21 protein-coding genes and 1 pseudogene are annotated in these 22423 nt (G+C 56.3%); 15 read left to right on the top strand and 7 right to left on the bottom strand.

The features are described 5' to 3' along the window. The first annotated feature begins 413 nt into the window (after positions 1-413). From DM818_RS13755 to DM818_RS13725, 7 genes and pseudogenes are all read left to right on the top strand, one after another. Positions 414-1091, top strand: a complete 678-nt coding sequence (locus DM818_RS13755; protein WP_153952794.1) for a TIGR00266 family protein — start codon at positions 414-416, stop codon at positions 1089-1091. 96 nt (positions 1092-1187) lie between these two features. Then, positions 1188-2138: an ABC transporter ATP-binding protein gene (locus tag DM818_RS13750; RefSeq protein ID WP_153952793.1), complete on the top strand. Its 951-nt coding sequence runs from the start codon at positions 1188-1190 to the stop codon at positions 2136-2138. Further along, a complete protein-coding gene (locus DM818_RS13745; RefSeq protein WP_153952792.1) occupies positions 2135-2935 on the top strand; it encodes an ABC transporter permease subunit in 801 nt (266 codons plus the stop codon). Before DM818_RS13750 ends, DM818_RS13745 begins: the two co-directional genes overlap by 4 nt. Positions 2936-3157: 222 nt before the next feature. Continuing rightward, positions 3158-3496, top strand: coding sequence for an ArsR/SmtB family transcription factor (locus DM818_RS13740; protein WP_172977349.1), 339 nt, complete (start codon positions 3158-3160; stop codon positions 3494-3496). 168 nt (positions 3497-3664) lie between these two features. Next, positions 3665-3817 (top strand): annotated as a pseudogene (locus DM818_RS13735) (RNA-guided endonuclease TnpB family protein); the annotation flags it as partial. 745 nt (positions 3818-4562) lie between these two features. Next, a complete protein-coding gene (locus tag DM818_RS13730; RefSeq protein WP_153952790.1) occupies positions 4563-5594 on the top strand; it encodes a sensor histidine kinase in 1032 nt (343 codons plus the stop codon). Then, positions 5591-7201: a bacterio-opsin activator domain-containing protein gene (locus tag DM818_RS13725; protein ID WP_075935891.1), complete on the top strand. Its 1611-nt coding sequence runs from the start codon at positions 5591-5593 to the stop codon at positions 7199-7201. The genes DM818_RS13730 and DM818_RS13725 overlap by 4 nt, the downstream gene beginning before the upstream one ends. 158 nt (positions 7202-7359) lie before the next feature. On the opposite strand, the gene DM818_RS13720 is transcribed toward DM818_RS13725, so the two are convergent. Then, on the bottom strand, positions 7360-7944 hold the full coding sequence (locus DM818_RS13720; RefSeq protein ID WP_235907965.1) for a response regulator: 585 nt from the start codon (positions 7942-7944) through the stop codon (positions 7360-7362). 428 nt (positions 7945-8372) lie between these two features. Here DM818_RS13720 and DM818_RS13715 point away from each other — a divergent pair, with 428 nt between their 5' ends. The 7 genes from DM818_RS13715 to DM818_RS13685 all read left to right on the top strand — a co-directional run bounded on the left by DM818_RS13715 (position 8373) and on the right by DM818_RS13685 (position 17034). Continuing rightward, positions 8373-9674: a glycosyltransferase gene (locus DM818_RS13715; protein ID WP_172977348.1), complete on the top strand. Its 1302-nt coding sequence runs from the start codon at positions 8373-8375 to the stop codon at positions 9672-9674. Positions 9675-9710: 36 nt separating this feature from the next. Continuing rightward, the gene (locus tag DM818_RS13710) at positions 9711-11516 is read left to right on the top strand and encodes a hypothetical protein (protein WP_153952787.1); all 1806 of its coding nucleotides are present in this window, start codon (positions 9711-9713) and stop codon (positions 11514-11516) included. Between the two features lie 132 nt (positions 11517-11648). Then, positions 11649-12326, top strand: a complete 678-nt coding sequence (locus tag DM818_RS13705) for a sensor domain-containing protein (RefSeq protein ID WP_235907964.1) — start codon at positions 11649-11651, stop codon at positions 12324-12326. Positions 12327-12638: 312 nt separating this feature from the next. Then, positions 12639-13430: an ABC transporter ATP-binding protein gene (locus tag DM818_RS13700; protein WP_153952786.1), complete on the top strand. Its 792-nt coding sequence runs from the start codon at positions 12639-12641 to the stop codon at positions 13428-13430. Between the two features lie 211 nt (positions 13431-13641). Then, positions 13642-15171 (top strand): hypothetical protein, encoded by a 1530-nt coding sequence (locus DM818_RS13695; RefSeq protein ID WP_235907963.1) that lies wholly within the window; start codon positions 13642-13644, stop codon positions 15169-15171. Positions 15172-15383: 212 nt separating this feature from the next. Further along, positions 15384-16808 (top strand): alpha/beta hydrolase, encoded by a 1425-nt coding sequence (locus DM818_RS13690; RefSeq protein WP_075935897.1) that lies wholly within the window; start codon positions 15384-15386, stop codon positions 16806-16808. Positions 16809-16812: 4 nt separating this feature from the next. Further along, the gene (locus DM818_RS13685; protein ID WP_153952784.1) at positions 16813-17034 is read left to right on the top strand and encodes a hypothetical protein; all 222 of its coding nucleotides are present in this window, start codon (positions 16813-16815) and stop codon (positions 17032-17034) included. A gap of 216 nt (positions 17035-17250) precedes the next feature. On the opposite strand, the gene DM818_RS13680 is transcribed toward DM818_RS13685, so the two are convergent. The 5 genes from DM818_RS13680 to DM818_RS13660 all read right to left on the bottom strand — a co-directional run bounded on the left by DM818_RS13680 (position 17251) and on the right by DM818_RS13660 (position 21048). Further along, on the bottom strand, positions 17251-18066 hold the full coding sequence (locus DM818_RS13680) for an ABC transporter ATP-binding protein (protein WP_153952783.1): 816 nt from the start codon (positions 18064-18066) through the stop codon (positions 17251-17253). Between the two features lie 7 nt (positions 18067-18073). Then, complete coding sequence (locus DM818_RS13675) at positions 18074-19708, bottom strand: hypothetical protein (RefSeq protein ID WP_075935899.1); 1635 nt, start codon at positions 19706-19708, stop codon at positions 18074-18076. Between the two features lie 21 nt (positions 19709-19729). Then, positions 19730-19930 carry a helix-turn-helix transcriptional regulator gene (locus DM818_RS13670; protein WP_075935900.1) on the bottom strand — a complete coding sequence of 67 codons (201 nt, stop codon included), beginning with the start codon at positions 19928-19930 and terminating at the stop codon, positions 19730-19732. 3 nt (positions 19931-19933) lie between these two features. Continuing rightward, positions 19934-20353, bottom strand: a complete 420-nt coding sequence (locus DM818_RS13665; RefSeq protein ID WP_153952782.1) for a DUF2178 domain-containing protein — start codon at positions 20351-20353, stop codon at positions 19934-19936. A gap of 350 nt (positions 20354-20703) precedes the next feature. Then, a complete protein-coding gene (locus DM818_RS13660) occupies positions 20704-21048 on the bottom strand; it encodes a winged helix-turn-helix domain-containing protein (RefSeq protein WP_075935902.1) in 345 nt (114 codons plus the stop codon). A 445-nt stretch (positions 21049-21493) separates the two neighbouring features. Here DM818_RS13660 and DM818_RS15045 point away from each other — a divergent pair, with 445 nt between their 5' ends. After that, a complete protein-coding gene (locus tag DM818_RS15045) occupies positions 21494-21913 on the top strand; it encodes a DUF5518 domain-containing protein (RefSeq protein ID WP_172977347.1) in 420 nt (139 codons plus the stop codon). A gap of 269 nt (positions 21914-22182) precedes the next feature. Here the strand turns inward: DM818_RS15045 and DM818_RS15315 are convergent, their stop codons facing one another. Continuing rightward, entirely contained in the window at positions 22183-22383 is a 201-nt protein-coding gene (locus DM818_RS15315; RefSeq protein WP_268891836.1) for a DUF5808 domain-containing protein, read from the bottom strand. Positions 22384-22423 lie beyond the last annotated feature (40 nt).

Below are 22423 nucleotides of genomic sequence, written 5' to 3'. Positions count from 1 at the left end.
AAACCGATCGTTAGGACGATTCCGGTGAGAGAGTTCGCTCCAGTTCTGAGGGGCCACACAAGCAGGGATCCAATCAGATCGAGCACTGGCATCGATCATAGCATACTAAACACCAGATTAAAAATTATTTTCATATTTAACATCGGTCTCAGTGGACAGACCAATATGCAGTTCCACTCATCGGCTGAGTCACTCAGATTGGTGTGGCCAACGATGGCCAACTGCTGACTACATCCTCTGTATTCACGAATCTTCGATGGCGGCATGTACGCCAGACGTACCGAATACGCTGCCCCCGAACTACGCGTCGATTCAGCTAAGTTGCGAGACAGTGTACGCCGGGCGTTTTCGTTCAGAATACTGTCCCGATAGTTTGATTGCTTGTCAGATTCACAACTCCGTGAAGCCCTCCTATGAACTACGAGTTCACACACCAACCGTCGTACACACACCTTGTCGTCTCGCTTGATGCAAACGAATCAATTATCGCAGAACCGGGCGCAATGGTCGGTCACTCCTCGACTGTCTCAGTGGAGACCGGCACGAGCAGGGATGGGCTATTGAGCTCAGCGAAGTCACTGCTCGGGGGCGAATCAGCGTTCGCGAACAGCTTTACTGCAAGCGCAGAGGGTGGAACAGTCACGTTCGCACCACCTTCGCCTGGTGATGTCATGGCCCACGAACTGGAGGATTCGGCGCTATACACTGTTGATGGGGCCTTTCTTGCCGCGACTGAGGGAATCGATATCGACTCCGAAATCGGTGGTGTGAAATCGATGCTCGGTGAGGCGAGTCTGACGCCGCTGGCATTGAAAGGCACCGGTACGGCATTCATCGACGCCTACGGCGGGCTTGAGAAGATTGAACTCGATGCCGGCGAATCGTACGTCCTCGACAACGAGCATCTCATCGCGTGGGACGACGACATCGAGTACTCCGTTGAGCGGGTCGGCGGGCTGAAATCGACGCTCCTGAGTGGTGAGGGGCTTGTCTTCGAGTTCACCGGGCCGGGAACGGCGTGGTACCAGACGCGCGATCTCGACGCGCTCGTGTCGGTACTTGCTCCCCGTCTTCCGACCCAACAGGAGTAACTCCGCGCCGGCGTCGCACCACTGGATCGGTGTTCGTGGCTCGCGAACAGTCGACCCCGAATTACAATCACAGATGTCTCACCAGAGGATAGATCGATGACTGATCCAGCTATCGAAATTACAGGTTTGACCAAGCGGTTCGGCAACGTGACCGCTGTTGAGGGACTTGACCTCACCGTCGAATCGAGCGAAGTGTTCGGGTTTCTTGGGCCCAACGGCGCTGGGAAATCGACGGTAATCAACGTACTGTTGGACTTGATCTCCCCGACCGCTGGCAGCGCGTCGATGTTGGGGTATGATGTGGCGGCCGAGCGTAAGGAACTCCACCGTCGTATCGGTGTTGTTCCTGAGAATTACGGGCTGTACGACCGGTTGAGTGGTCGGCGTCACGTTGAGCTTGCGATTGAATTCAAAGATGCGATGGATGACCCCGCCACGTTACTCAACCGAGTCGGGATCTCACCTGATGAGGCAAGCCGTCCCGCTGGCGAGTATTCGACTGGAATGGCTCAACGACTCGCACTCGCCGTTGCGCTCGTTGGCAGCCCCGATCTGCTCATTCTTGATGAGCCGACGGCCGGTCTCGACCCAAACGGGGCTCGCGAGCTACGAGAGCTGATACTAGCAGAGAATGACAGAGGCGCGTCAGTGTTCTTCTCTAGTCACATCCTCGAACAGGTGGAGGCTGTCGCCGACCGAGTCGGAATCCTTGCTGAAGGGGAGCTAGTCGCGGTCGATACCATTGAACAGCTGCGACGGCAACTCAATAAGGGGGCTCAGGTCTCACTGGATGTGTCGCATCCACCGGAGACGGAGCTGGCTGACCTGGCGAACGTCCGTGATGTTGAGGTTCGAGATGGGGTCGTCACTGCGACGTGCGCCGAACCAACAGCCAAACTCGAATTCATCGACCGCGTTCGAGAGACGACGACTGTTACCGATGTTCGCATCGAGGAGTCTTCTTTAGAAGAGATGTTCGCCAGCTACACCGGCGAGACCACTGATAAAGAGAGTGATGCTACTGCTAAGATGACGGTGAAACCATGAGTGTCGCTGGTATCGCCCGGAAAGATATAGCCGACGCCGGCCGGTCGAAAGTGCTGTGGGCAGTTACGATATTGGTCGTTCTCTCAACAGCTGGTGTCACTGCGCTCGTGACCGTTAGTACCGATGAAGCGGCTAGCCAAGTGTTCCGGCTGGCGATGCAGCTCAGTGTCACAACCCTCCCCATTGTCGCACTCCTCTTAGCGAAAGGAGCAATTACAACTGAGCGCGAATCTGGGTCACTGCGAGTTCTGTTGAGTCTTCCACCGGGGCGGCGCGACATACTCCTTGGAAAACTGGCTGGGCGAACGGCGTTGATGCTTGCCGCAACTCTGTTAGGGGGGCTTGCGACGGCGCTGGTCGCGGTGGTGACGCTGGGGAGTGGAGCCGCGTTGGTGGCACCATTTATTGGTGCACTCGGGCTGATGGGCTGTGCGTTTGTCGGACTTGGAGTTGGCATCTCGGCCGCGAGTCGAAGCGATGGGCGCGCGACCGCTCTCGCGGTCGGTGCGTACATGATCTTTATAGCTCTGTGGAATCTCATCATCACGGGGATTCGGCTCGGGGCAGTTGAGCTCGGTTTTATTGAGAGTGGTGCCCAGCCAGGCTGGCTAACATTTGTCGGGTTGCTCTCTCCGAACCGCGCAGCCGTTTCCGCGTTCGACGCGCTTGCCAGCGGACGTCTCCTCACCACTGATCCCTTCGGTTCCGTTTGGCTTCCGGTAATCCTCTTGATTGGCTGGTTGATTATCGCTCCTGCACTTGGGTATCTTCGCTTCCGCAATTCGGATATCGTCTAAGCAATCGTCGGATTGGCTGGAGACAACCAATGTCGGAGACTCCCCATCGACCGGCGGCCGGAATGATGCCCCTGCTTGTGCCACGTATTATGAGTGACGCCCAGTCTGCATGCCTAGACTACGATTATACCGATTTGTCGGAACTGATAGCCACGCTATACAATCCACTATGGTGCATGGTCATCAGCAGGAACGATGGCCGAACGAGTCGCACCCCGTCAGATGGACCGGCAGACGACTGATGGCAATCAAGCCGACGAGCTATCACCCGAGGAACTGCTGGCGATTCTTGGTGATGACCTCGCCCGGCAGGTACTGCGTCACGTCGCCGAAGATCCGCTTCCTGCGAAGGTACTTGCCGACCGGATGGGGGTAGCAAGGTCAACAGTGTATAGCCGACTCAATCGGCTTGAGACTGCCGGCCTAGTTGAGTCGTCGATGAGTTACCATCCTGACGGCCACCACCGTCGTCGGTTTGTGGCGCGGATTGAGGAACTCCACGTCTCTTTGGACGATGGTGAACTATGTGTCGACCTCGCTGCATCAGCTAAATCAATTTAATCGCTCGTGCCAACGAGTCCCTCAGTGCTTGGAACTGGGGTTGAGGTCGGCCTCCACATTGCGGTTCCCGCTGCTGCGGGACTCTGTAGTTTCCTTATCGGAATCACCGCAATTCGTCGTCGGGGGGCAGTGGCCAACGTGTATGCCGATTTAGCGACGCCGTTTGGGGTGAACGGTGCGGTGAACATTCGCAGAAAGATGACTCAGAGTTCCCCAACCAGAGATATGAGTAACGGCTGGTTGGCACAGCCCGGAGTCCTCCTGTTCAACCGTGAGAGCGGACGGTTCACACCGAGAGAACAGGGAAACTGCAAATCTTAATATCCCAACGCTCGAGGATTCTCCGCTTTCAGGCGGAGGAAGATGTCAACACTTCTGGCACCGAACATGAACTGGCACATGCGAGCAGCCTCGGACTTTACGATGCAAACTGGGCAATAAAAACGCTTGGCGGCGACCTCACCTTTGAGTCGAGCGCGCTCGGTGGCACCGCCGTCATTGTGGATCTTCCCGGGAGTCGCTGAAGGAGTCAGTCAAACGGTGGCCTGCGACATCTCCAAGCAGCCTGTCTCGCTCTGATCAGCGCATGGCAGACCACCGACACTGTTGCATCAGTGGGAAGCCCGCGACATCACCTGCACATAACACCCGGCTGCAAGTGCGGAAACATCGACATACGGACATCAGTTCGGAGAGAGTGTATTCCTAGGGTGTTGCGGTATCGATGCAGGGGATCAGTGTGCCCGCCACAGTGGCTTGGAGGGCCGAAAAGGAGGGATTGATGGGGTGTGACAGAGGCGGGCACGCGGTGGGGGAGCCACCGCAAGCAAACCGATGGGCGGAACCCACTTCGATAATATGTCTACCCACACAGAGTCTCGATCCTCACCCATGTCTCAGTATGCAGACTAGAGTCGCCCGATGGAACCCTGTATCATTGGACCAATATTCTAAGAGGTGGCGTAGTCAATTGTGGGTCAACCATGACCTCCACACCGCTGCCATTTGTCGCGCTTTCCTTCAGAAGCGCCGACACAATGCTAACGACTAGACGGGAGAGTACACGATGACAAAAGACTCCTCAGAGAACACCAGCGAGGTTGCCATTGTCCCTGCCGACCATACCGACCCCGCTCTCGGATACGTGACCGAGGAGAGTGGAGAGACCGTCGTCACAACTGTCAACGAGTCGTTCCGCGACGCCAGACCAGACCGGTCCGTGACCGGACCCAGTGGCCAACCGTTGGCCCTTCTCCTTGACCGGTGGCTAGCCGACGCCGCCGGCTCAGAGATTGTCGCCGCACTCACTGGTGAAGCTCCGCTTCCAGACACCGTGACGTTCGATGGAGAATCGAGGCCAAGACTACTGCAGCAGACCGGGGCGCAGAGAGAGTCTGCCGGTCATTTGGTGTTTATTAAAATACCAGTCGCAGGAGCTGATGCCACACCGGTGACACCCGAGGCGCTCGCACAGGTGGTCAGTCATGATCTCCGAAACCCGCTTGACGTGGCGAAGGCTCACCTCCGTGCGAGCGTAGATGCACATCCCGAGGACGACCACCTCGAGACGGTGCTGGCATCACACGACCGAATGGAACAGATCATCAACGACGTACTGACGCTGGCGCGGGGTGAGCGTGCCCTTGACCGGGACAAGGACGTGGATCTGACTGCCGTCCTCTCAGATGCTTGGGAATCGGTTGCGACGGCTGACGCCTCGCTTACCATCGTGGACGACCTTCCAGTGGCCGACGCCGACCAGCGTCGCCTCGAACGGCTATTCGAGAACCTCCTCAGAAACAGCATAGAACATGGCACGACTGGGGAGCCTGCCGCCGAACCCACGGTTAGGGCGGGGCGGTTAGAACAGACCCGCGGGTTCTACCTTGCCGACGACGGTCCCGGAATCCCAGTGACCGAGCGTGCGGCTGTCTTCGAAGCCGGGTACAGTCGGACCGACAATGGGACGGGCCTCGGGTTGGCGATTGTCGAACGCATTGCAACAGCCCATGGCTGGGCGGTCTCAATCACTGAGAGCAAGGCAGGTGGCGCACGCGTGGAAGTTTACTTTCAGGACTCTGAGGAGGAACAACCATGATTGGCGGTGATAACTCGTCGACTGCTACCGTTCTCAATGCTTGTCCATTTGGCGTCCTCACCGTGGCTGATGGCATCGTTCGGGAGTGCAACGCCGCTGCGAGGGACACACTCGATATCGACTCGCCCGATGGAGAGCCTGTTGAAGCCGTGTTTCCTGACGCTGTTGACCGACCCATCACAGAAGTGTTCGCAGACGGGGACCCGACGCAGTCTATCGAGTTTGACGAATATTATCCGGATCTCGACCGGTGGCTCTCGGTAACTGTCGAACCAGTTCCGGTTGGGGCGGCTGTCTATGTCAAAGATATCTCTGACAGGGTGGCCGGCGAGCGGCAAGTCGAACGCCTGACTGGTCGTCTTGATCGTGTTGCAGCCATCTCAGAGCTACTCTCGACTGTGCTCTCGCAACTTATCGACGCCTCGACCCGGGAGGAGCTTGCGGAAAGGATCTGTACCCGTCTCGGGGATGTTAACCGATACGCATTTGCGTGGTTCGGGGAGCGTGACCCGGCGACTGATACAATGGAGATACGTGCAACTGGAGGGGAGGCTGGCGAGACCTTCGCCAGTGTTCGCGATAATCTTGAGTCGAGTCCAGAACGCCAGGCGATGGACACCGGCCAGACAGAAGTCATTGAATCGGTCGCGAACGATGAGCGCGTTCCGCCGGAGGTCCGTCGTGCCGCGTTCGCTGATGGAATCCAGTCGCTAATCGCCGTTCCGCTGGTCCACGGTGAGACAGTGTACGGTGTGGTCGGGGTTTACGCGACCCAGCGTGACGCGTTCTCGGAACGGGCACGGGAGAGCTTCGAGACGCTTGGCGCGGTCGGCGGCTTTGCGGTCGACGCTATCCGGAATCGCGACCTTCTCTCGGCAAATGAGGTAACGGCGTACACGTTCGAGGTGACTGAACCCGACGCTCCGCTCGTGTCGGCCGCTACGACCACCGGCGCAGTTCTAACTGTTGATGGGACCGTTCCGCCACACGATAATCATCTCACCTGCTATCTCCATGTTGACGGCGAATCTCCGAATAAGACCGCATCGACACTTCGCTCTGAGTCCGCCGTTGGTGCTGTTCGTACATTAACTGATGACGGGACCGCTGGCCGTCTTGAGGTTGAGCTTGCAGCAGAAACACCGCTTCATACTGTCGTCTCCTTCGGCGCGAGCATCGCTGATGCTCGTTTTACACCGGATCAAGGACGAGTCACGGCCGAGCTTCCACAAGGACCAGAATATGATGTGCGACGGCTCGCCGAAACGCTGGGTCGACGGTTCGATATTGACACCGTCTCGACCATTAGACAAGAGCGAGCACCGGTCACCGGTCAACAACTCCGCACCGAACTCAGCGATCGATTGACCGACCGACAAACGGATGTACTCCGGACTGCCTATCTGGCCGGCTACTTCCAATCTCCACGCGACAGCACCGCCGAGGAGGTTGGGGCCGCACTCGGTATCACCGGCTCAACTCTCCTCCATCACCTTCGTGCGGGCCAGCGGAAGCTGCTTGACGTGTATTTTGACGTGGACTCAAGAGCCGATCCGACTGTCGGTGTCAATAGCATGAATCAGGGTAACGGGAACCCGGACAACTGAACGGAGTTGTGTTTCTGGGACTTGGCTCCGTTTTTTGATTGCAAATCTGAAGCTCCCATCGACCGGGATTTCTCGGCGTTTACACGGTGTTGAGGCGAATGCCATGGGGCTTGACCCCGAGGCGGTTCACGCAGGAGAAAGATATCAAGAGGTGGCGCTTACCTGTCCTCACGATCGATGTCGCTGAACGCTTCGAGTACGGCTGTCTCGTCACCAAGCAGGCGTCTAGCCCGCCGTTCGAGCTTGGACGTCCGCTGCTCGATAGCCTCGAATTCCGGCCGCTTGGCTCGCTTGTCGGGCGCCAGCTCAGCCTCAAGCACAGCCCGCTTCGACTCTGCGGTGAAATACTTCCCTAACATCTCGTATGCGAGGACCTGCCGTTGTTGGTCGATAACTGCGTGCAAATCGGTTCGGTCTACCGGTTTACACAGATAATCATCAAACGGCATATCAAGGACCTCGAACTCCGGATCAACCGCTGTTACCATGATTACTCTCCCATCAAATCCACGCTCATCTAGTTGCTTGAGCACCTCATCACCTGACATTGCTGGCATGTGTCGGTCGAGCAGAATCACGTCGACAGACTCCGTCTCAACGTGATCAAGTGCCGCTGCTCCACTGTACACTGTCGAGGTCTCGCAGACACCTTTCAGCCGCAGGGCGTAAGCATCCGCGACTTCCTTCTCGTCGTCGACGACAAGAGCTCGAACCTCTGCGTCGTCGATTCCTGAAGCGGCCACGTTCGAGTCTGTGCGTGTAGTATTGTAACTCCAGTGGTCCCATGACGCTGTTCTAGGCTGGAGCATCCACAGCTGTCTCTTGTCGTCTGAACTGTTGGATACTGATCTTCGCTGGTATCTGGACTGTAAGCGATGACACCGATGGGGACATGCACGGTACGTCTGGGCACAATGGACGAGCCAACTTGGATACACGTCTCTGGAACACACGCTGTTGTTCCCGATGAAGATGAGTCCGGGCGATTTGCACCGGCTTCCCCTTGGAACCGGTACCGAATCGACATACTTCGCCTCACCCCACGTGCCGAGGCTAACCAATACTGAGATATATGTCGTCCAGTCCATCCGACATAGCTAGATCCCTTCAGCAGGTTATTGCTACCCGACTTGCATCCATTCGAGCCGCTACGGTAGCGTCGACCGGGTCGTTGCACGAGCTTCTCACCATCGGACACGCCAGTATTGACAGAGTTGTGTTCGGGCTTGCGGTCGGTGTTATCATGATCACAGGGTATCTGCAAGGGACAATCGAAATTATCCTTGCACTGCCGACCGCGTTGGGTGGAGCGAGTATCGCACTCCCCCAGGCAGCTGTCGCTTGCGTAACACTCACGACGATCTTCGGGCTCTCAGGCACGGCACTGCTGGCGAAACTGCGGAATAGCAGAATTCCTTCGCTTCCCACACGCGGCCCGACAGTTACGGCCATCATCCCTGTCTATGACGACGGTGCAGTTCTAGATCGGAGTGTCAAGTCGCTCCTCGCTAGCCGGTATTGTGATCTTCAGGTCGTGATTGTCACGGAACCAAATGATGACGACTCAATCGCTCAAGCCCGCAGTCTCGCGGATGACCATGAGCGTGCCCGCATGCTCATCAACACAGAGACTCCCGGCAGCAAGGCAGGTGCCATTAACCACGCTGTCGCTGCAACTGATAGTAACTACATCGCAGTGTTCGATGCTGACGAGCAAGTACACGAGGCGTTTATCGCCAGCGCAGTGGCCCGTCTCAACGGCGGGTCTGACATTGTGCAGGGCCGGACAATTCCCGACCCTGACGGACTCATCGAGACCGTTGCTTACTACGAATCGGTTGTTCTAGGAGACCTGAGTAGACGGCTCACGACACTTCTGACTGATTTTACGATGGCTGCGAGCCGGACAGTCGTGATGCGTCGTGACGCGTTCACAACGGTCGACGGATACGACCGCGAGATGCTGACCGAAGACTACGACTTCGCGTTCGCGTGTTACAACGCCGGGCTTGACGTGACTGAACAGTTCGCCCACGCCTCCGTTATCGAGGCCGCACACAGTCTAACCGACTGGTGGGGACAGCGCAAACGCTGGATGACTGGCTACGCGCAGGTACTCCACCGACTTCTCGGGGAATGCCGGTCGCCGACTGGCTACCGAAGCATAGTTGCCCCAGCAATCTGTGCCGCATCCGTGTTGGGAAATCTCTTCATGTTATCATTGGTGCCCAAAGCAGCAGCATTGTTCATTCAGGAGATACCGGGCTGGCTGTGGCTCCCGATTGGTACGTTAGCTATGACCGCGGCAGCAATTCGTCTTCATGATGTCGTTGCTGGTCGTTTGGATTCACTCGGTGTCGGCTATCTTCTATTGCCTGTTATCCTTCCTGTATATAGCTTGGCCGGAATCAAGGCAGTTGTTGAGTATCTCCTGACTTGGGACGGAGAATGGTATAGCGTCAGTAAAAAATAGAGATACGTACTGTCTCTCAAACAGAAACGCTGCTCGGTGGCTAATGAGAGAGTAGCACTCGTATACATTATAGAGGCGTTCACCAGTATGTTCCCACGCTTTACCGACGACGATGACAGTGCGACACAGACGAGTCAGAATCGACGCCGATTCCTGCTTGGGGTAGGCACCCTGACAGCGGCACTTGCCGGTTGCAGCGGCGACGATGTTCAAGCAGAAAACGATACCCCGGCTGACGACTCTTCGACCGAAGAGACTCCGACCGACGACACTCCGGCCGACGACTCCTCAACAGACACGTTCGATCCAGCGAGCGACCTGCCCTACGGCCAGTGGTTGACGACAGACCAGAGTGGGCTGTTTTTTGCCTACGCTAATCTGAACAGTTTTCCCGAGGACACCGTCGCTGGCTCCGGTGACTCATCCGAACTATCCGTCGATGATCCGCTGGCTCTGTATCCGCTCATAATAGGCGGCGCAGCTGTCGGAGTCGGCCAATTGTCGCTTTCATTTGCTGGGCTTACAGATGCTGTGAGCCCTACGGCCACGTCCGACTCAACAGTACGGGAGCTAACCATCACTAACGAGAGTATAATCGCCGAGGGATCGTTCGCAACCGACCAACTAAATGAACGACTGGTCGAGCCCACAGACGAAACGTTCGGTATTGCCTACGAACGAACCAGCACGGACCGTGGGTACGACCGGTACGAACCCGCTGAAATTCCCGATTCAGTGAGCGATCCACCTGCGGTAGCAGTCGCAGACGAGACAGTCATCGTCGGGCCGGACGCCAGCCGACTCGACCGGACGATCGCTGCCGGCGACGGGAATCGGTCCCGTATCTTCGAGGCTGATGAAACCGCTATAGACTTGCTCGAACAGGCCGGGACCGGTGATCTCGTGGTCGGTCAATTCGGGTCAGCAACAGCTAAGCAGCTGTTCGGAGACTTCCAGCCCAACTCTGACCCGCAGTTCAGGCCACGCTCCGGTGAAGATATGGTTTCAACAGTGGATTTCGACGCGAGCGGGGAGACGTTCGAGTCGCAGTTCGCCTTTGCCGCGGCCGACCTCGGTGAGGACAGACAAGAGACGATCGAAGCTTCGTTCGGGACAGCAGCCGTCAATGGCTCGCGATCAGTTGAGGTGAACGACGACCGCATCACCGCTAGCGGGACTTACGATATCGAACAACTGGCTGCGGACCCGGCGGGGCAAGAACTCTCGCAGGCAGCGGCTGCGGAGTTGGTATCGCCAGAAGCGCTGACGTTCCAGTACGAGCCGCCACGTGGTCAGCAGTTCGGCGAACTCTGGGTACGGGTTACCGAAGATACCGACGCGGCAGGAATTCGGATAGAGGCTAATTCGGGCGGATACACCGAGATGCAGCCACAGGAGCGGTCTATCAGCGCTGGTGACAGTGTTGCGGTCCAAGTCGATCCGGACGGGGACTCGGTGACTGTCTTTGCGGTCAATGCCGAGGGTGCGGCCGGTGAGCTCATGACTCTGTCCGTCCCCACGGACGAATTATCCGAGACAGCGGCCAACCGGGCGGTTCCGGCAGACGCGCTGTCGTTCAGCTACGAATCCCCTGATGGTAGCGATTTCGGGTCACTCACGGTCGAAGTCGTTGCAGACACGGACGCCGAGACGCTTGTCGCGCAACCACAGGAGGCACCGGGCCTGTTCACCGACCGCGTCGGTTCGCTGACCAATGACAAGCCGGTCGGTGCTGGGACAATGCTCGAGACGGCCGTAGAGCCAGAAGGCGATGAGGTTGTCGTGTACGCGACTGTCGACGGTGCCACCGGTGAGGTTGCCCGCTGGCAAGGCCCCAACTGAGCACCTGAACCTGAGTGCAGCGACCGGAGCAATCACTTGTATTTATCGTCGGATTTGTAACCGAGCAACACCGTGCTCACTTATACTGGTCGTGGGTCATATGCTGATTATGTGATACAGAGAAAGTCTCACTTGACCGATAACCGTTCCGGACTCAGGTGGTTCTTCGGCGTTCCGTTCCGGTACCAGACGTATCGTAACATCGCCTTCCTGCTGTTAGCATTTCCTCTGGGGATGACCTACTTTATCGCCATTACGGTCGGACTCTCTGTCGGCGCTGGGCTGGCACTCACCCTTGTTGGACTGCCATTGCTACTACTGACGCTTCTTGTAGTTGGATACATTGGTCAATTCGAGGCTCGCCTAGCCTCGTTGCTGTTGCAAATTGATGTCGATCCTCCAGAGGTAGCTTCGCCGTCTTCTGACGATGATCTGAGTTCAATCGACGGGCTCACTACGGCTGCAGGCCGTCTCGTTGCCTCTCGAACCACGTGGATGAGCCTGGTTTTCGTGCTTCTGAAGTTCGCCTATGGAGTCGTCGCGTTCACGACTGTCGTGACAGCCAGCGCTATCGTTGGAGCGTTGGTAACGCTGCCGCTGTTCTATGACACACCCAACATGGTGTATACGGTCGGGGTGCATTCTGTTGACTCATTCACCGATGCACTGGCGGGAGGACTCCTCGGTGTTGGTCTTGCGTTTATTTCGTTCCACATTCTGAATGGGCTGGCTAAAATCGGCGGCTGTTTGACAGAGATTCTGCTGACGCCAGATGGCGACTGGTCGAACACAGATGATGTCTCTGGCTGAAGAGGACGCTCTCGACACGCGCTCAACCACATGGGCTGCTAGCAGTGGTAAGTGGGTCCGCGGCTACGGGTCCTCCCGGCAGGATCTGCTGGCGGAGCCGATGCTGATGCCTATCGAACCCAGTTTCTGAGAGTCGGTGAGTTCATCGGTGGTTTTAATAATTGGTGTAAAACATGTTTTACTGTAAAGGAGTGTTTACACTGCGATGCCTGACCGACCACGAATGCCCCAGCACGTCGAATCGTGTTCCCACATCAGCCCGTTGTCCTCCATCAGCAATCATAACACATCAATGCTGAGAGTGATCGAATCATGACCGACTACGCGATTATTGCGGACGGACTAACGAAACAGTACGGTACCGAACACGCTGTTAGCGATCTTTCCCTCTCGGTCCCACAGGGAACCGTCTACGGGTTCCTCGGACCGAACGGGGCCGGAAAAACGACGACGATGCGAATGCTTGTCGCACTTACCGAACCGACAGCCGGTACTGCGCAAATCGCTAGCGTCCCAATCACAGATCGCGCCCGTCTCACGCAGCGAATCGGGTACCTCCCAGCAGAGCCACCGGTTTTCGACGAGTTGACCGCTTGGGAACAACTTCGCCACGTCGCACGTCTCCATGGTATCCCTGAAGACAAGGCCGACACCCGGATCGAAACGCTGCTTGATCGCTTCGGTCTGCTCGCTGACGCCGACAAACGCATTGAATCCTACTCTACTGGGATGACAAAGAAAGTCGGTATCATCGCAGCGTTGTTCCACGATCCGGACGTAGTATTCTTAGACGAACCGACGAGTGGCCTTGATCCTCGTGCCGCACGTACCGTTCGGGACACGATTGCTGACCTTGTCACCCGTGAGATGACGGTTTTCCTGTCGACACACATTCTCCCAATCGTTGATGAACTCGCGGACACCATTGGCGTTATTAATGACGGGACGCTCGTCGCAGAAGCCCCGCCCTCGGAGCTGAAATCTCAGGCAGACGAGTCCCCTGATCTCGAAACCGCTTTCTTAGAGGTCACTGCAGAACGGACTACCACAGATTCGGAACACTCACAACTGACCGACAGCAGTGCCATCAGCTCGGAGGGGTAGCCATATGTCCGAAGAATCTACGAGCCTTTCAGAACCGTCGTCGACATCAGGTAGACCCGACAGTCTCAGATCGCGTCAACACACCTCGTCCACGAGTGCTTTTCCGTCGCCAAGTCAGAGCTGGGAAATCGCTCGAATCGAGTTACTTCGTGGCTACCGGTGGGTAAGACATCAGGACTTCTGGCTTGTCTTCACCGCCCTCATTGGGGTTATGAGTGTCTTCTTTCTCGTACAAACGTTCGACGCTGCCCAGTCTGTCGGGTCGGCGCTCGCTGCTGGCGAGGCACTTCCAGCGTGGCTGGTGACCGCGACGAGTGTCCTCTGGGCGTTCCTGACGATCCTACTCGTTGGTGATGGATTCGGGAGCAACGGCGACCTTGATAATGACGGACAGTATCTCACGGTTCGCCCGGCAACCGATGTCGTCGGGGGGCTGTTGCTCGCAGCCGCCGCCAAGTTCTCGGTGTACACGATCGGACTCGGGCTTGCTGCTGGCGCAGGACTGGCAGCCGGGACCAACTCGCCCCTCCCGCTGCTTGGTATCACCGCCGCAGCGATCGGGATTCCAGCCACGGCCGCAGTGGTCGGCTACCCGATCGGGTTCGTACTCAAAGGATTCGTTCGTCGCTCTGAGAACCTTGGCCAACTCACGACCGTTCTCGGCGTCGCACTCGGTCTTGCCTACATCACACTTTCTGTCACCGGCGAGTTGTTGACTGTCGTCGAGCGACTGGAGCCAGTCTTACAATCCCCGCCGGTCGCGTGGTTCGGACACCTCGCACTCGTGACGACACCGAACGCTGGCGTTGCCCTGACCGGCCCGCTTGTCCTGCTCGGACTCATGCCAGTCCTCGTTATCGTCGGGGCGGTACTTGCGGTTCCAGCAGCTCGATACGCGTGGCTGGCTGATACCGCTCGGACGAGTGCTGATGAAGGACGGGAACTGCCGTCCGCGCCAGATTCACGTGTTGATGCGGTACTTGCCGTTGTGTGCCGAGCGCCCGCGACGCAGGGCATCGCTAGTACGACGCTTCGTCGAGCGGTCCGGTCGCCGTTCCAGTTTGTGTTCGTTGCGCCGCCGCTGGTGGCCGCGATTGTTTTCATCGAAGGGGCTGTGACCACAGGCTCGGTCCCCTGGTACGTGCCGTGGTTCGTCGTGTGGTATGGTGCGTGGGCTGCCGGGGCTGTGTTGCCGTTGAATCCGTTGGGGAATCAGGGTTCGGCACTTCCGACACTGCTGACAGCTCCGGCACGCGGCCGGCATGTCGTTCACGGGAACGTCACTGCGGCAGCACTTGTCGGTGTCCCCCTGACAGCAGTGGTGGCACTCGCTGCAGGCTATCTCGCTGGCAGTTCTCCGCCTGTGTTGGGCGCGCTTGGAGTTGCGAGTGTCGTTGCAGTCACTGGCAGTACGGTGGTGGCGGCTGGCATCGGCTCTATGTTCCCACGCTTTGACGAGGTTAGTTTCGATGGGTCCCGACGAGCGGTCCCGCCAAGCAAACGCGCATACAGTCTCTTTTCCGTGACGTTGAGTCTGATTGTCATCGCTGGTGCGTTCGTCGCTGATGAGACTGCGCGCGCGGTTGGTGCGATACTCCTCTCACGGTGGCTGCCTTTCGGACTTGACATCGGTGTCGAAACGCTGGCAATCCTCAGCGGGATTGTACTCGTTGGTGGTGTTATCGGTATCGCTACCGCGTATCGGGTTGCGATTCACCGCATTGAGGACTATCAAATATAGTGGAGTCTGTCTGATGAAACTCTCAGCGAGCGCGCGGTCATTGACTTCCAGCAAAGGTGAATAACCGTTGACACCGGTGGTTTTATTATCGGTGTAAAGAACTCTTTACTGTAAAGCAAACTTTACGAAAAGGGTGCTTTACACTAACGAGGTCTGTTACGATGCACGATCGAAACTCCGCCCGACCCCGTTCAAAATACCGTAGTAGAAGCATGAAGCGGCGACAGTATCTCGCGGCTCTCGGGGCAGCAGGAGGTGCCGTCCTCGCTGGCTGTAGTGGTAATAGTGACGACGACCCGGGTACTACCGGCACAACCAACGATACCGAAACCCAAACCGAGCCACCGGATACCGAGACCACCCCCCAACAGAACGATACGGAGTCTGAACTGGAAGCAATCACACAGGACTTTCTGGAGGCGCTCATAGCAGAGTCCTTCGACGAAGCGTACGAATACACCTCCCCAGAGTTCGCACAAAGCGTCCCGCAGGACAACCTTGTCCAACAATGGGAAGCCAATATTATTCCATTGGGGGAGTTCAATCAGTTCACGTCCATCGATTACCAGGGCGAGGAACGAGGATTAGATGTCGTCGGCGCTCAGGCAGCGTTCGCCGACGGACGGGTCGGATTTTCGGTGCAGTTCGACGAACAGGTCATTGAGGGATTCTTTTTCAACGTCGATGCGTGGTCACCGCCTGCGTACGCCGATGAATCGGCGTTTATACAACAGGAACTCACGCTGGCTGCGTCTGGTGATTGTGAGTTGGGAGCGACGGTAACGATTCCCGATACCAATGAGCCTGTCCCGGGCGTCGTCCTCGTTCACGGCAGTGGCGATCAAGACAGAGATCAACAGGTCGGCCCAAACAGGACGTTCAAAGAAATCGCGTGGGGGCTGGCGACTCGCGGTGTTGCAGTGTTACGGTACGACCAGCGACCAGTCGCGTGTGAGATCGATCGGACAGAAGCGACCGTAGACGACTTGATCACCGATGACGCAGTAACAGCCCTCGAACGTCTCCGTGAGTACAATCGAATCGAGGAGACGTTTGTCGCTGGCCACAGTCTGGGCGGGCGGCTCGCCCCACGAATCGCGGCACAGGACGACGAACTGTCTGGCGTCATTATGCTTGCGCCACTCGCGGAACCGATCTCCGATGCGATTGTTCGGCAGACCGAGCATCGGGTAGAACAAAATCCAAACCTCACGGACGAACAGCGCCAAGCCCAACTGGCACAGGTCAAAGCGGTAGCTGAGCGGATCCGAACCCTCGATATCGGCGACGATGAACTGATCAATCTTGGTGGCGGTGAACGTGGGAAACCGTTCTTCCGCACGCTCCAGGAATACGATCACGTCGAGACAGCCGCCTCAATCGATATCCACCGATTCATCCTCCAGGGGGAGCGCGATTATCTCGTGACGGTCGAAGACGATCTGGCCATCTGGGAGGACGAACTGGCGGGAGATCCCGAAGTCCAGATCAAACGGTACGAGACCCTCAATCACCGCTTCCAGCCCGGCGAGGGGATGGGGAGACCGTCAGAGTGGTCTGAACCGAACCCTGTTGCCAAGCAAGTCGTCGTCGATCTTGCAACGTTCATAACCAACCAGTCACAAAACCCCTCATAATCCAATGGCTGACGAGGAAAGCGTCTCTACATCAGAACGGCTGCTCTTTGCGATGCTTGTCGGAGCTGTATTTGGAGCTGCGTTCGGAACTGCAGTCCTTAGAGACAGTACAGAAGGCATCACAGCCGGAATTGTCGTCGGAACCGTGGTTGCAATCGTCTTTCCGACACTGACAACCCAAGGTTTCGAACGTGTCCAGGAACTTCTGGATGAAACGGAAGACTGAGTGTTCGTAGTGTCGTGAGAGGACGGGGGCTTATACGATAGTCGCATAAACGAAGTGATATGACCGCGAACGGCACGTCGCTGATGCGGGTACTGTTTGCTGGTATTGTTTTTTCGCGCTGGGGGTGCTCGCTGTTCGGGTCTTCCAAGTCCCGTTCTCCGGCCTTCTGGTATCAGTTGGAAGTGTTCTGCTTGTCGGACTTGTCGTAACGATTCTTCATTCGTCTTCTGAGTCCTCTGCAGCGTACTGCTCGTCAGTGGTAACTTCGAGAAACACGTCTTCGAGGCTGCTTTCCTTACCGGCTTCGAGGCGTTCCTTGAGTTCAGTTGGTGCCCCTTCTGTGACTAATTGGCCGTCGTAGAGAATCCCGACCTCGGTTGCGAGTTCTTCGACGACCGGGAGAATGTGTGTTGAGAGGAATACGGTCGTGTCGTTGGCGGCGAGGTCAGTAATCGTCTCTCGAACGGTGCGTGCGGCACGGGGATCAAGATCACTCGTCGGCTCGTCCAGGAAGACCACATCTGGTTGGTGCATGATTGCTTGGATGAGCCCGGTCTTCTGACGCATCCCCTTCGAGTACGTGACGATACGATTATCGGCATCCTCGGCCAACTCGAATCGGTCAAGTAGCGTCTCGATTCGTGATTCGATCTCGGTCAGCTTCATACCGCGCAGACCGCCGTGGTATTCGAGTTGTTCACGGGCGGTGAATTCGTCATGGATTGGCGGTGACTCAGGGAGGTACCCGATATGGTCGATGAGTGCTTCTCGGTCCGTGATTGGCGCACCGGCAACGCGTCCGGTACCACTGCTCGGAGGGAGTAACGCTGTCAGCATCCGGATCGTGGTCGATTTTCCAGCTCCATTCGGGCCGAGGAACCCGTATATTGTTCCGCGGTCAACGGTAAGGTTGAGTCCATCAACTGCTATCGTCCCGCCGTATTCTTTTCCCAGATCGTCGGTACTGATCGCTAGCTGGTCATCTGTTCCGTGGTCGTTCACAGCGGCTGGATTGGATTGGTTCCGTGTCATCGTCTCGTTAGTGAATCGGATATGTTTGAAATCGCTGGGCAGCGATTCGGCTGGCAATTCTGGTGACGGCAGTGACGGTCAGTATTGTGAGAAGCAACGATCCGGTCTGAACAAGGGAACCTGGTATCCCAACAGTTGCTATGGGCTCGGAAATGTACGAGGACGTTCCAACAAAGGCCGGTAGGCATGCCAGCAGGACGATTCCAAGAATTTGTCCATATCGAAGGAACGCGTTCACCCCTTGTTCGGCGTAGATCGGGACGTCGGTGAAGAAAAACGGGAGCGGTGTGAATTCCTCGTGTTCCACATCTAATCCAACTGCGAGAGCCACAGCTGCTGTACAGACACACACAACCCATCCGAGGAATGCGGTCAAGACGGTCTGTGCGAGCCCAATGGGACCGATGATACCAAGCGGGACAACGATAACGGCAACGAGTGGAATGCCGACCACTGCTGCAGCAAGGAGTCCACCAGTGATGAACTGACGGCCGCTGACTGAGGTGAGGACCATCGGTAGCGTTCGGTACTCTGTACCGATGGGATCAGATCCGAACGCGATACCGGCGACCAGGCCAACCGTGACCGCAAATAACACTAACAGCGTGAGCGTCTCACCAAGAAAAAGTACTGCTGGGAATCCGACGAGGCCCATCACGGCGAGTACATACCCCGTAGACAGGACCCCGCGTGGAATGCGCCGCTCCATGAGCCATCGCTCCCGGGCAACGGTGTACACCGCTCGTGGTATTCGTGATCCAACAATCCGTTCTAATATTCCCGTCTTGAGGAGGGAATGGGAGCCACGAGTGCCCGTTGAACGAGCGGGCACACTCTCCCAGATTTGACGTGCCAGAATCGTGGTTCTACCGACGAGGAGCGGGACGACGATCACGAGTAGGCCGAGGACACCGAAGGCGTTTCGAGTTGATACCGTTGCTTCGCCGGTACCAACGAACGCCAGATCGATGAACCATGCGATCGGCAAGGCTCCAAAGATAGAAATCATCGGGGCGAGTGAAATCGAGAGTTCCTGCAGAATCATCGCGCCGATCATCAGCGGAATCCAGCCAAACACGATGAGCAAGTCCCGATAGTAGCGAACTCGTACTAATCGGAGGGCGATGAGTCGCCCAACGAGTCTGCCCGTCATCCCAAGAACAACGGCGAGGGCAGCCATCGCGGTGACGGAGATAGCGATTGAAATTGCAATACTCGGTGTTCCGAATCCGACCACTGCCCCACTGATTAGGCCGAGCATTGGAACGATGAGTGTCCTACTTAGCCGGGCGTAGACAAAGCCCAAGAGTCCAATTGCCGCTATCCGAGCTGGGACGGTTGTCAACAGCAAATCGGGATCAAACCGTTCGAACCGAATACGTGTGTACTGGGAACTCCGCCATGTCATCCAGACGAACGCAACACTCACAAAGAGGCTCAGCCGAGTGTAGGGAAGTGTCTGACCGGAGGCAACGGTTCGTCCGACTGAGTACGCAAGCCAGCCGACACCGATAGCGACACCGACGAGTAGAACGAACAGGACCAGGTTGCCTGTCAGTGGAGTCCCGCGTTCACGGCGGTGGCGCGTCCACTCCGCGCGGGCAATTTTCCTCCCCAGTTGAAGCGTCCTGATAACACTCATAGTCAGAACTGTATTTGTGCGCTACTCGTCCTGATCTGGGTCGAATATCTCTTCGATACGACAGTCGAAGTGATCCGCTAACTTGAATGCGAGTTCCAGTGACGGATTATATCGGTTTCGCTCGATTGCATTAATCGTCTGGCGGGTAACACCGAGGGCTTCAGCGAGCTCGCCTTGGCTGAGACCTTCATCTTCCCGTCGTTCAGTGAGATCGTTCTGCATTGATTAGATACGCTGTTTCGCAATCCCGAAACACACACCATACAACAGGAAGAGCGCTGAGAGCGTGAGAATTACACCTGAAGCAATTCCTGTGATTTCGATATAGTTACCAGCATCAAGAACATAAATCGCTGGGAGGATACTCAGGCCGAGCACCATCGTGATTCCAACTAGGATTCCGCTGGCACGATTGTGTAACTCCCAGTCTCTCTCATCTTGCAGTGTCGTCTCGCTCCACATCGGTGCAAGAACAGTGATTCCGCCAGCAATCCATACACCAAGTAGGTAGATTAGTGCACCGACAAAATGTCGATTGAGTACGAATCCAGCGAGTAGTCCGAGGATTGCTAGCCCGGCAATTCCGTATACGAGTCCCCGATACCGCCGGCGAGTGAGTTTTGAATTTGTGCTGGTTGCTGTCATAGCGTAATTCTCCCTCGGTAGTAAAACACGTTTTACATTAGGTAATAATACTGGCGGTTATTCTGATATGGAACTATCGGAGCTAAAGAGGCGAGGCTACTCTCGAACAGATACCATATGACAAGTATCACCCACCTCACAGAGCATTCAAAATTGATTCAAGAGGTTATTCAACATGTTTGGCGTTGAGAGTTGAACGAATACCATTTCCCACAGTAGCGAGTGTAGCGACGAACGTCACCGCTGTTAAACTACTCGTGCCACCGCCCCGCTGACCGAGGTTTCAGACCTGATACACCCAATTGATTACAAGCGTGTGTTCGTGTTCTCAGCGCAGATCCTTCTTTGACTCAGCAACTCAGACTGATTGTCGCCTCAATGTCACCCCCATCGAGCGACACGGAGAGGTGTCGCGCGGAGGCACTGAATTGCTCTCGGTGGTGGCCGTCAGGTGCAGCGTAACACTCGCTGGTAACCAATCCGGCGTTTTGAAGCTCATTGAGACGCCGATAAGCCGTCGGTCGAGAGACATCAGCGGCCTGTGCGACGGCGCGTCCACCGCGGGGTTGCTCGGAAACCGCCTCGAACACTCGTCGGGTGTACTCGTCGCCGAAGAGGTTGAGTAGCTCTTCGGTTGATGGATTGTCGGTCGGTTCCTCAGTCTGGTTGTCGCGCGACTTGTGTCGCACTGCCATGTGATTACGATGTTACGGAACACGCTTGGTGGGATGTGCTCAGTATCCAGAGCCCGCTCTGCGAAGATATCCAACTATACAGACTTCTCGGTGTGGGCGCAAGCGGCTGCACATCAATTTGACACGGCACAGCAAATTGTGGACGCTATCTGCTACTGCTGGCGTGTTCATCTTATGACGCGCCCATCAACTTTCGCTGGCTAGCCTGGAGGTAGTGGAGCATCGATTTGGTGGTCCCGAATGATATCCCAAGCTGTCAGACTGTGCTCCCGTATGGGGACTTGACATTCTCCCCGCGCTGGAGCGCGAGGCTTTCCGGTTGATTCCATGTAAGGCGTGCTTTTACAACTTCAAAGATTGGTCACTAACACCCGTATCGTTGTGTTCTGTTTCAGACTCAGCAACAGAAGAATTGGACTATATATACAGATGTGCAATACATCGTATGCTCTCAAAGATCCAAGGCCGTCAAATTCCTCAACTCTGGTCCGTTGCGATTCTCGGAACAATAGCTGCACTACCTGCATCTATTATAATAAATTGGCTGCCGAACTCTGAAGCGACTGCCGGTGCTGGGGTGATGATAGCTGGACCAATGATTGCTGGCGCCATCGCAGCTAAGCGCTCGGTAGAACCGAGTGCTGCTGGGCTCCGCGCTGGGTTTCTAGGCGGGGGGGTTGCAATATCTGGGTTTATTATAACAGAAGCCACGGCTGTCGCGTGGTCGCTCAATACAATCGTATTCTTCCTTATCGCCGTCGGGATGCTTCTGTGTCTCTCACCAGTACTTGGCCTGATTTCCGGTCGGATTGGTGGCTGGGTAGCAAACACTGTTGCTGGTGCCCGGGTCGACCAAGCATCGTGATCAGGTGATGTTGAGTTGTTCAATCGTCTTACTCCCAGCGCCGCTGCTAATGCGCGAATCTTCTAGTCGTCGTCTCCTTTGTAACTGAAGAGTAGCGCTACTTCTCCGGCATTTTGCTTGTTGAATGACGGTGTAACTTGGGGGTCATGTTTTCACGTCGTCATTACATGTACGCCGCCAGAGCGACCTGTGAACCGCCTCGAGGTCAAGCCCCGTGGTATTCGACTCGACACCGTGTAGATAACCGAGTGCTGAGTTCACTCTACTTCTTACCGAATCAGATTAGTTCGCCTCCCCAGCTCGTACAGATTGATTGCATAGCCCCAACCGAATACCATTGGGGTAAAGACTCGGCTATCATCTGGGTTCCAAAACCGTTCTTTCACGCGAGTTGCCGTCGGCTTCCGGAAATCATAGGGCAACCCGATGAACCATCCTTGTGGTTCTTTTGATTTTGGTTGGTTCTCCATATTTCTCAATTATCGTTAGGAGATAAGATGTTTATGCGCT

The organism is Halosegnis longus, from assembly GCF_009663395.1.
Lineage (GTDB): Archaea > Halobacteriota > Halobacteria > Halobacteriales > Haloarculaceae > Halosegnis > Halosegnis longus.
Note: the sequence above shows the minus strand (reverse complement) of the source record. Positions and strands in the feature narration are given on the sequence as shown.

Bases quoted from the DNA above. Each gene is read 5' to 3' on its own strand.
- DM818_RS13695 (WP_235907963.1), top strand. From the start codon at position 13,642: ATGAGTGTCTTCTTTCTCGTACAAACGTTCGACGCTGCCCAGTCTGTC.
- DM818_RS13700 (WP_153952786.1), top strand. From the start codon at position 12,639: ATGACCGACTACGCGATTATTGCGGACGGACTAACGAAACAGTACGGT.
- DM818_RS13690 (WP_075935897.1), top strand. From the start codon at position 15,384: ATGAAGCGGCGACAGTATCTCGCGGCTCTCGGGGCAGCAGGAGGTGCC.
- DM818_RS13755 (WP_153952794.1), top strand. From the start codon at position 414: ATGAACTACGAGTTCACACACCAACCGTCGTACACACACCTTGTCGTC.
- DM818_RS13670 (WP_075935900.1), bottom strand. From the start codon at position 19,930: ATGCAGAACGATCTCACTGAACGACGGGAAGATGAAGGTCTCAGCCAA.
- DM818_RS13675 (WP_075935899.1), bottom strand. From the start codon at position 19,708: ATGAGTGTTATCAGGACGCTTCAACTGGGGAGGAAAATTGCCCGCGCG.
- DM818_RS13685 (WP_153952784.1), top strand. From the start codon at position 16,813: ATGGCTGACGAGGAAAGCGTCTCTACATCAGAACGGCTGCTCTTTGCG.
- DM818_RS13745 (WP_153952792.1), top strand. From the start codon at position 2,135: ATGAGTGTCGCTGGTATCGCCCGGAAAGATATAGCCGACGCCGGCCGG.
- DM818_RS15045 (WP_172977347.1), top strand. From the start codon at position 21,494: ATGCTCTCAAAGATCCAAGGCCGTCAAATTCCTCAACTCTGGTCCGTT.
- DM818_RS13680 (WP_153952783.1), bottom strand. From the start codon at position 18,066: ATGACACGGAACCAATCCAATCCAGCCGCTGTGAACGACCACGGAACA.
- DM818_RS13725 (WP_075935891.1), top strand. From the start codon at position 5,591: ATGATTGGCGGTGATAACTCGTCGACTGCTACCGTTCTCAATGCTTGT.
- DM818_RS13660 (WP_075935902.1), bottom strand. From the start codon at position 21,048: ATGGCAGTGCGACACAAGTCGCGCGACAACCAGACTGAGGAACCGACC.
- DM818_RS13750 (WP_153952793.1), top strand. From the start codon at position 1,188: ATGACTGATCCAGCTATCGAAATTACAGGTTTGACCAAGCGGTTCGGC.
- DM818_RS13730 (WP_153952790.1), top strand. From the start codon at position 4,563: ATGACAAAAGACTCCTCAGAGAACACCAGCGAGGTTGCCATTGTCCCT.
- DM818_RS13740 (WP_172977349.1), top strand. From the start codon at position 3,158: ATGGACCGGCAGACGACTGATGGCAATCAAGCCGACGAGCTATCACCC.
- DM818_RS13665 (WP_153952782.1), bottom strand. From the start codon at position 20,353: ATGACAGCAACCAGCACAAATTCAAAACTCACTCGCCGGCGGTATCGG.
- DM818_RS15315 (WP_268891836.1), bottom strand. From the start codon at position 22,383: ATGGAGAACCAACCAAAATCAAAAGAACCACAAGGATGGTTCATCGGG.